This is a genomic window from Flavobacteriales bacterium (assembly GCA_013214975.1).
Lineage (GTDB): Bacteria > Bacteroidota > Bacteroidia > DT-38 > DT-38 > DT-38.
The window spans coordinates 1-9,332 of the sequence record JABSPR010000037.1; the positions used below are offsets into that span (position 1 = coordinate 1).

The 9,332-nt window shown below is 37.7% G+C and carries 9 protein-coding genes and 1 pseudogene; 2 read left to right on the forward strand and 8 right to left on the reverse strand.

The window, feature by feature from the left end:
- Window positions 1-40 precede the first annotated feature (40 nt).
- The 6 genes and pseudogenes from HRT72_02515 to HRT72_02540 all read right to left on the reverse strand — a co-directional run bounded on the left by HRT72_02515 (window position 41) and on the right by HRT72_02540 (window position 5,971).
- Complete coding sequence (locus HRT72_02515) at window positions 41-388, reverse strand: hypothetical protein (protein ID NQY66584.1); 348 nt, start codon at window positions 386-388, stop codon at window positions 41-43.
- Window positions 389-528: 140 nt separating this feature from the next.
- Window positions 529-1,776 carry an aminotransferase class III-fold pyridoxal phosphate-dependent enzyme gene (locus HRT72_02520; GenBank protein NQY66585.1) on the reverse strand — a complete coding sequence of 416 codons (1,248 nt, stop codon included), beginning with the start codon at window positions 1,774-1,776 and terminating at the stop codon, window positions 529-531.
- Window positions 1,746-2,510, reverse strand: coding sequence for a cobalamin B12-binding domain-containing protein (locus tag HRT72_02525; protein ID NQY66586.1), 765 nt, complete (start codon window positions 2,508-2,510; stop codon window positions 1,746-1,748). The genes HRT72_02520 and HRT72_02525 overlap by 31 nt, the downstream gene beginning before the upstream one ends.
- Before the next feature lie 12 nt (window positions 2,511-2,522).
- Window positions 2,523-4,081 (reverse strand): annotated as a pseudogene (locus HRT72_02530) (D-lysine 5,6-aminomutase subunit alpha).
- A 5-nt stretch (window positions 4,082-4,086) separates the two neighbouring features.
- The gene (locus HRT72_02535) at window positions 4,087-5,136 is read right to left on the reverse strand and encodes an L-erythro-3,5-diaminohexanoate dehydrogenase (GenBank protein ID NQY66587.1); all 1,050 of its coding nucleotides are present in this window, start codon (window positions 5,134-5,136) and stop codon (window positions 4,087-4,089) included.
- 4 nt (window positions 5,137-5,140) lie between these two features.
- Window positions 5,141-5,971: a 3-keto-5-aminohexanoate cleavage protein gene (locus HRT72_02540; protein ID NQY66588.1), complete on the reverse strand. Its 831-nt coding sequence runs from the start codon at window positions 5,969-5,971 to the stop codon at window positions 5,141-5,143.
- 348 nt (window positions 5,972-6,319) lie between these two features.
- Between HRT72_02540 and HRT72_02545 the strand changes: the two genes are divergently transcribed.
- Complete coding sequence (locus HRT72_02545) at window positions 6,320-7,636, forward strand: amino acid permease (GenBank protein ID NQY66589.1); 1,317 nt, start codon at window positions 6,320-6,322, stop codon at window positions 7,634-7,636.
- On the forward strand, window positions 7,629-8,192 hold the full coding sequence (locus HRT72_02550) for a DNA-3-methyladenine glycosylase I (protein NQY66590.1): 564 nt from the start codon (window positions 7,629-7,631) through the stop codon (window positions 8,190-8,192). The genes HRT72_02545 and HRT72_02550 overlap by 8 nt, the downstream gene beginning before the upstream one ends.
- Window positions 8,193-8,195: 3 nt before the next feature.
- Here the strand turns inward: HRT72_02550 and HRT72_02555 are convergent, their stop codons facing one another.
- Window positions 8,196-8,864 carry a hypothetical protein gene (locus HRT72_02555; GenBank protein ID NQY66591.1) on the reverse strand — a complete coding sequence of 223 codons (669 nt, stop codon included), beginning with the start codon at window positions 8,862-8,864 and terminating at the stop codon, window positions 8,196-8,198.
- A gap of 170 nt (window positions 8,865-9,034) precedes the next feature.
- Window positions 9,035-9,332 (reverse strand): glycosyltransferase (locus HRT72_02560; GenBank protein NQY66592.1); only part of this gene is annotated, 298 nt, incomplete at its 5' end.

Sequence of the window (9,332 nt, forward strand, 5' to 3'; positions counted from 1 at the left end):
AAAGAAGAATAGAAAAGGGGAGAGGCGTTAAATCAAAGACTCACTTCAACCATTCATCAGCCTCTTCTTCTGAGTCAAATATTTTGTATTCGAACTTCGGCTGCGTAATGTACTTCATATACCAATTACCCAATACCTTCCCGAAAAAATCAGAAATAACGATCGCCATTTTATCCACCTTATAATCTGTAAAGGCAAAAAAGTCAGTATCTCTAGCCTCTTTAGTCATTCTACTTTTAGATCCTGCAATAACTTTAATCCTATCTGATCCATCACCATTAGTAATTTCTGCAAACATCATCTTAACCTCATCCAGATCACTTGCTGTGGTAGTATGACGATCTTTAAACCGTAGAACTATACAGCCGATCCTCTTTGTAGAAAACAAAGCTTTCCTCTGTAAACACAACGCTTTTTTCCGCCTCTTCGACTTGAAACTGACTCATATTAAGAAATAGTGGTATTTGAATATATAGCACTCCAATGTACACGATATGTGCACATTATACAAATATAAAGCACACATATTTAACTAAATGAAGAATTTACCAGGTAAATTGACTCTCTAACTGCACCAATTGTCAAACAAAGATCTTCTTCCGTATGATCCCTCATTATGTAACCATGATGAAAAGGTTGCATGAAAACGTTTCTTCTTATCAACTCTGTATAGAAAAGAGTTCTTCTCAACTTATATTTTTTCTCCTCATCCTTAGAAAAAGTAATAAACGACATAGGACCTACACCGGTAATTTTAGCTTGCACCTCAGGATATCTTTTAAGAATCGATTCTATCTCTCCCATGTATTTAGTTCCCTTTTCCCATATGGCATCAAGTACATTATCTCGCTGTAATATTTCGATAGTTTTAAGTGCGGCAACAACCGCCAGGCTATTAGGGAAAAAAGTAGACGAGACAAATACTTTAGATTCTGCTGTTTTCATCACAGAAGCACTACCCGTTATAGCTCCAATAGAATAACCGTTAGCCATTGCCTTTCCGAAAACAGCCATATCTGGTATTACATTATAATACTCTTGGGCTCCTCCCATGCTTAATCTAAATCCAGTTCTTATTTCATCAAAGATTAAAACAGCTCCATATTTTTGAGCGAGTTCTTTTACTCCTTCTAGAAAACCCTCTTTAGGTTCCTCCATTTCAGCCGCCAAAGGATGTCCGAATGGTGTTATTATAACAGCAGCAACATCGTCGCCATGAGACGCTAATAAATTCTTAAGGCCTTCCAAATTATTATACCCAAACTCTAAAGTATCCTCGTACAATTTTTCTGGTATACCACCTTTAACCTCCACACACCAGTCGTGCCAGCCATGATAGCCACAACGGATTATCTTTGTTCTATCCGTATAACCCCTTGCTATTCGGACTGCGGTGGTCGTTGCGTCAGAACCAGTTTTAACGAACAAACTCATCTCTGCACAAGGGATAATTTCATTCAGCTTTTCGGCCAAATCGTTTTGTAATGTTTGGGTAAGCGAAAAGCAGAAACCTTTATTTTGAATCTGATCAACTACAGCATTATCTACCTCTGTATCTCTATATCCTAAAATAATAGGTCCATATCCACATAAGAAATCAATGTATTCATTACCATCAACATCGGTAATATGACACCCTTTACCAGACTCTATAAATACAGGATATTCACCTTCAACAAAATTATAAGGTCTTCTAATACCAAGAACTCCTCCTGGAATTATAGCTTTCGCCCTTTCTAATTCCTCTAAGCTTTTATTGATTTCGTTTCTTTCCATCCCTTTTTGTTCTTTTCGTTAACCATCTTTTCTACAACATAAGTTGCTACATCCTCCGAATAAGATTCTCTGCCAAAGCCCACATCAAATCCGATGGATGTCGCCAATTTATTTCCTATTCTCGGCCCACCAGCTATTACGATAAATTTATCTTTTAAGCCCATTTTATCTATTAGATCTGTAAACTCCTTCAAGGTTTTTATGTGTGAATCTTGACCTGTTACAACCTGGGAAACGAGAATAGCATCGGCATTCATTTCTTTTGCAAAAAGGATAAGGTCTTCGTTCGGAACTTGAGCTCCTAGGTTATAAGCATCGATCATTGGATAACGTTCTAAGCCCCAATGATGATTATATCCCTTCATGTTCATGATAGCATCTATTCCAACGGTATGCGCATCTGTACCCGTACATGCCCCAACAATTACTACTTTACGACCGATCTCTTTTTCAATAAATTCATTTATCTCATTAAAAGACATTACATGCTGTTCCATTTCTTCAACTACAACCGTGTTATAATCTAAATTGATTGAAGTTCTTCCATAGCAAACAAAAAAGCTAAACTGATCAGATACCGATTTCGAAAACACAATTTCTGCCTTCTCAAATCCCAATTTCTTCACATACTGTTTTGCTGCCTCTCTTGCCTTAGCATCGAGTGGAACTGGTAAGGTAAATGACAATTGAACGGCGCCATCGTTAAGCGTATCTCCATAAGGTTTTATATTCATAGCGTTATTTTTTTAGTTAATACCTAGCTCCTTTTTCAAAAACTCTTCTGCGGGATTCCAATAATTAGCTGATTTCTCATACACCCCATGCAACCCTTTTCCTCTATCTTTTGGCCTTTTCATTTCGGCGAATAATCCTTCTTCTATAGAATCAAACATTCCTTTCTTCTCTACTAATCGTAAAAAATCAAGCGTTTCATCTAACACAGATTCTGCTCTTTTTTGAACTAGCCCGTCTTTCTTAAACTCAATCTCATCATAAAAATCTTCCATGTTGTTCATCACATACTTTGCGCTTTCGATAGCCAAGAAACGATCCTGCATAAAGGGTGTATGCAAAGCCTCCGTGAGCATTCCTAATAAATGAATCGACTGACCAGTGGCTTTAGACGCAAAGTTGAACATGGCATTCATAGCATGTCCTTTAAAAATATTACCAGTCATGTGCTTTGTTGGAGGCATATATTTAAGAGGTGCCTCTGGAAATATTTCTCTAGCCATTTGGGCTTGCGCCATTTCATATAAAAAGCCATTCTTTATATCCGGATCCATCTCAAAAGCATGTCCCAAGCCCATTAAACTAGCTGGCATACCAGCGTTATATGCGAACTTTTCATTAATAAATTGGGACGCGAGAACAGTATAAGCGCATTCAAAAGCGTTTGAAGTGGTAAGGTAATTATCCTCGCCCGTATTTATGATAACCTCCGCAAACGTATTCACCATTCTCGAAAACTTCTGGTCTACAAAAGTTCGATACATATTTATATCTCGAAATAGAATACCATACATCGAATCGTTGAGCATCATATCCAAACGTTCATAAGCACCCATCACCGCGATTTCTGGCATGCACAGTCCAGAGCAATAGTTCACTAAGCTGATGTATCTGCCCTCACGATCACATATTTTATCTAATGCTTCACGCATCAGCTTAAAGTTTTCTTGAGTGGCGTATGTTCCTCCGAAACCCTCTGTAGTCGCGCCATAAGGCACATAATCTAATAAGCTTTGAGCTGTCGCACGTATTACCGCAATTATATCAACCCCTAACAATGCAGCAGATTCTGCCTGCTTAATGTCCTCGTATATGTTCCCTGAAGCAACTATTATATACAGCTTAGGATTAGCCTCTGGTTTATTATACTCAACGATTTTATCATTTCTATATTTTACATTTCGCCTCACTTTTCCGCAAAAATGTTTATGAGTTCTTCACCTTTCGTTTTTATCTTTTCGAAATCTACTTCTTCTATATCCGAAATGTTCAACCCATCTGCTATGGATTTGTTCAGCTTCTCAACAGAACAATCTTTTACAATAAGTGCATTGATGTATGCCTTTGAAGCCCCTTTCGAAATATTATCTCCAAGAATGTCGACAATAACATTAGCAACCGGCACATCATATTGATCTATACCGTCGGCACCTAGCATGCGAAGAGTTGCTCGCTCAACCGTTGTGGTAGTGCTTCGATCTATAAATTTTTGAACAGGATCAACTATTTTACTAGACAGATTTCTAGCAAGCGCTACTTTTTTATCAGACAGATTTAACTTTTTTCTAAACATATTATTTAAGCATAAACCGATTCGTAATATTTTCTTAATTCCGGCGATTCTCGAAGGATATTTAAAGCAACATCCGCATGCCCTTCGGCGTATCCATTACCAATAATCATCTCGATGTCTTTTCCTACACCTTCTGCTCCCAAAGCCGCTTTGGTAAAGGATGTTGCCATACTAAAGAAATAAACTTTGCCTTGGTTTTTTGTCATCATAATGCAAGCCATTTCAGTATCCGGAATATTCACACAATTGATAACAAAGTCGGCCAAATCTCCATTTGTGATTCCATAAATTGATTCGAAACAAGAGATGGCATTTCTTGCATCTAATTTTATAACATGATTGCATAATCCTGATTCTTCAAGAACCGATATTCCTTTATCGCTGTAATCAATACCGATAACTAGACCATTATCTCCAACTTTCTTCTGTGCTTCATAGGCACATAATAAGCCCGATTTTCCACTGGCTCCAATAATCACCACCACATCATCTTTATTTACATATCGTTTTGTTTGAGCTGGAGCCCCAGCTACATCGAGAACAGATAGGGCAAGGGCAGGAGGGATGTCTTTTGGCAATTTGGCGTACAACCCATTCTCAAAAAGAATCGCCTTCCCTTTTATAAATACCTGATCAACGTTTACCTTAATCTCTATTATTTCTTCTATAAAAAGAGGGGTGAGGCTTAAAGAAACCAAAGAGGAAATACGATCTCCTCTTCGTAAATCAATTTTGTCTTTAAGGGCTTCGCCTATCTCCGCAACCTCCCCAATAAACATCCCTCCAGAGAGAGTAACCGGATTTCTCATTTTACCTTGATGATCAACTATTGCAATTATTCTCTCTTTTAACTTGGTTAAATCCCCATCTACTTCTGCCTTGAGTTGCGCGAAACTGGCCGAATCAATATTCAGGATTTCCACATCAACCAAAATCTCATTATCGTATATATACGACATGTTGTTATCGAGCTTATCGGCAGGTTGAGGCAATACACCTTTCGGAGATATTACTCGATGCGTTCCAAATGAATTTCCATTTACCCTGTGTTCCATAATATTATTTATTCAACTTCAATCTTACCCTAACCTCACTCGGCGATGCTATTTCATAACCTGCACTTCTTGCCATATAGGCAGCACGATCTACAAGTTGTGCATTGCTTTCTGCCAAAATTCCTTTTTCGAAGTAGATATTATCCTCAAATCCTTGTCTTATGTTGCCACCCAATTCTGTAGCATCCGCAATTCCCATCATGCTTCCTTTGCCGCCTACACCCACAACTGTCCATATACTATCGCTATGCATTTCACGTATCATTAGTTTCAAATTATCTTGCGTGTAAGGCAATGCTCCTGGCACGTTTAACACCATTCCAAAATGATATGGCGGTTTTAATAATACTTCTTCAATTAATCGATTCGCTGCAAAAACATGACTTAGATCAAAACATTCTAAAGTTGGTTTCACATTATACTCCAACATCTCTTCGGCAAACTGCTTCATCATTGGCCAAGTATTAATTATATACTCATCGCCAAAATTTACTGTTCCACAATCGAGTGAAGCCATGTCGGGAGAAAGCTGAATGGGTTGTAGCCTTTCTTCCGCTGTCATACCCACAGCACCTCCTGTGGTAGTCTCTATCACGATATCGCACTTTCTCCTAATCAACTCAATTGTTCTTCTAAAAACTTTGATGTCTTGAGTTGGTGTGCCATCTGGATTTCGAACATGAATATGTACAATAGAAGCACCCACTTTGTATGCCTCATAAGTAGCATCCGCAATTTCTTCAGGGGTTATTGGCAAATCAGGATTATCCACCCTCGTGGTCTCTGCCCCCGTGATGGCACATGTAATTATTATTTTTTCTTTTTTACTCATCATTATTTCAAACAAAAAAAACCTTCCCGTATATTCGGAAAGGTTCATCTTCAATTTTTTTTTACTAACTATTCAACCAAGAACCTTTCCTCATAAGAAGAAAGACTATCATGCACTTCAATTTTTACTTGGTTTTGAATAATCATACTCTACTAAAATTACCTTGTTAATATTAATACGCAAAAATCAGGCTGTTGTTAACAAGTGGAGTCCGTATTTACCTTATTCTTAAGTCTTGTCGGTAATTAATTTAAATTTGTTGCTTCCAAGATATAACCACAACAAACAACAAGTATGTCAGATCAAACTGAAAATAACTCACCAGAATTAAAAAGAACTCTAGGTCCTATAATGCTATGGGGCTTAGGAGTAGGATACGTTATAGCTGGAATGTTCTTTGGATGGAACTTGGGCTTGCCTATTGGTGGAACACTGGGTATGGCAATCGCTACCATTTTTGTAATAATTATGTACGTCACTTTTGTTTTCAGTTATACAGAAATGGCATGTGCCATACCTAAAGCAGGTGGCGCCTTTGACTATGCCGACAGGGGTTTAGGAAAGGAACTCGGATTCTTAGCGGGTATGTGCCAGAACATCGAATTTGTATTCGCCCCACCAGCTGTTGCATCAGCCATTGGAGCCAGTGTTAGTATGCTATACCCTCAATTAGAAACAGATTATGGTATCTCAACGATGATGGTCGCTGTTATTGCATTTGTAATATTTACTGCGCTCAATATTTCAGGAGTTGAAGCAGCAGCATCCGTAGAAATGGTAGTTACAATGATCGCGATTGTTGTTCTATTAGTGTTCGCAGGATATACTTTGCCCGAGTTTAAAATGGAAAACCTAACAAACAATATGTTACCAAACGGTTGGGCCGGTGCAGTTGCTTGTTTACCCTTTGCCATTTGGTTCTTCTTAGCCATCGAAGGGGTTGCAAACGTTGCAGAGGAAACAATAGATCCAGGAAAAAATATTTTAAAAGGGTTTGGCGGGGCACTGATAACCCTAGTTGCACTTTGCATCCTCACATTCTTTGCTTCAATTGGTGTTGTAGGATGGGAAGGTGCCGTATACGAGCCAGGATGGGAAGCGGTAATAGCAGCAGGAGGAGAACCTACACAATCAGACGCTCCTATTCCATTGGTATTGCAACAAGTTATGGATCCTAGTAGCACATTATTTAAAGTTATTATTGGCTTCAGTATGTTTGGCCTTATAGCTTCATTCAACGGGATTATTTTAGCTGCTGGTAGATCTGTATTTGAATTTGGTAGAGTAGGGCATATCCCTAAAATATTCGGTAAGGTAAATGCCAAATTTCGTACTCCTGCAAATGCATTAATCATTAATATGCTAATTGGCTTTGTTGCTTTATCTACAGGTAAAACAGGTGAAATACTTACCATCTCCTGTTTTGGAGCATTGGGATTATACATCATTTCTATGTTCTCCTTTTTCGCACTTAGAAAAAACGAACCGAACTTAGATAGACCATTCAAAGTTCCTTTTTATCCAATATTCCCAGCTGTGGCATTGGTTATCTCTTCTATATGTATGGTAGCTTTAATCATCTATAACATGAACCTATTCTTAATTTTTATGGGCGTTATGGCGGTTACTTTTATTCCTTTCTTAATCATGAATAAGAAGAATGGATAAAAAGCGATGCGATTGGCCCAACAACGAACTCATGATTACATATCATGATGAAGAATGGGGTGTCCCACAGCATGACGATAAAAAGCTATTCGAATTCTTATTGCTAGAATCTTTTCAAGCTGGACTAAGTTGGGAAACCATACTAAAAAAAAGAGAAAACTTCCTAGATGCGTTTGACGATTTCGATTATGCTAAAATTGCCACCTATAATGAGGATAAGGTTCAGGATCTATTACAGAATGCCGGAATTATTCGAAATAAACTAAAGGTTCGATCTGCTATCCAAAACGCTATCCTATTCATGAATATTCAAAAAGAATATGGATCATTCGATAAGTATATCTGGCAATTTGTTGGCGGTAAAACCATCACAAATAACCTCAATGAAATGAGTGGCTTTGTTGCCAGTACATCAGAATCGGATGCAATGAGTAAAGACTTAAAAAAACGTGGATTCAAATTCGTTGGTTCAACAATCTGCTATGCTTATATGCAAGCCACAGGTATGGTTAACGACCACATGGATTTTTGCTTCCGAAAGAACGAGGTTAAATAACCCTTATAGATTTAAGATATCCTCTCCAGCTATATCTATTACAGCATTGTCTACCAAAGAAACTTTACCTAGGATATCTTTTACATTGTCGTTATTATGGTCTTCTATTCCAGTTATTTTGAACTTCTTATTTACGCAAATTTTACGCTCATCTAAGTCAACAACCGTCATCGTACCTGGATTCCCAGAATACATCCAACCCACAAAGAATAGGTAGTTTTTACCATCTACATCCAACCATAAAAATTTATCTGAATCTAGTTTGTTCTTCGCCAAAAGCTCCTGAGGTACCGGATAATTATCTCCAAATCTAACCCAGCCATCCACATTAATTTCTTCAATTAAAATTTCACCTGAACTTTTTATCAATTCAAATTTCAAAAAATCGCCGGGATCTTCCCACGAATCAATATGGCTAGCCACGATACTTAATTCTTGGATTCCGACTTTAATGTCGTGCCTTTCGGTAATACCAAATTCCGAATTATCCGTTAAACTTTTTACAAACGCATTATATGTAAACGCATCTACTAATTTTGAGGTCTTTGTTCTTTCAACATGTTCTTTCTTTGATGCATCTACACCATCAGAACCTCCCTTGTTTCCGCACCCAAATGCTAAAAAGGTAAAGAGCATTACCCCCCCGATTATAAATATATTTCTTCTCTCCATAATATTCTAATTTACAGGAAATGTACTTGTTTAAGCTATATTAGTTTGAAAGTAAGCTATTTAACCCACACAATACCAATTAAAATTCATCTACTTTTCAACTTTGCTTTGTTTATATCGTAGTTAAACTCAATATAATAACAGATTGTTACACAAATTGATACCAGAATTTAAGCCAAGTTAAAGGCTGTAAGCGTAGCGCTCCAAGAATATGGCGTGATTTTTTTTGCCAATTTCAGACTTATCTCTCCCATAGCATGTAATTCTTTATCTGATTTAGCCATCAGAAATCCAAGCGCTTCTTCAATTTCTTTACTGCCACTCGCATCAAACAATTTTCCGTTCTCCATGTCCCTTAGGAAAGCGGAAGAAGACCCCACTTTCGTAGAACACAATATGGGTAACTTAGCAGCTGCCATTTCATGTGCAACTACACCCCAGGGTTCAAAATGACTAGGCTGAATAAAG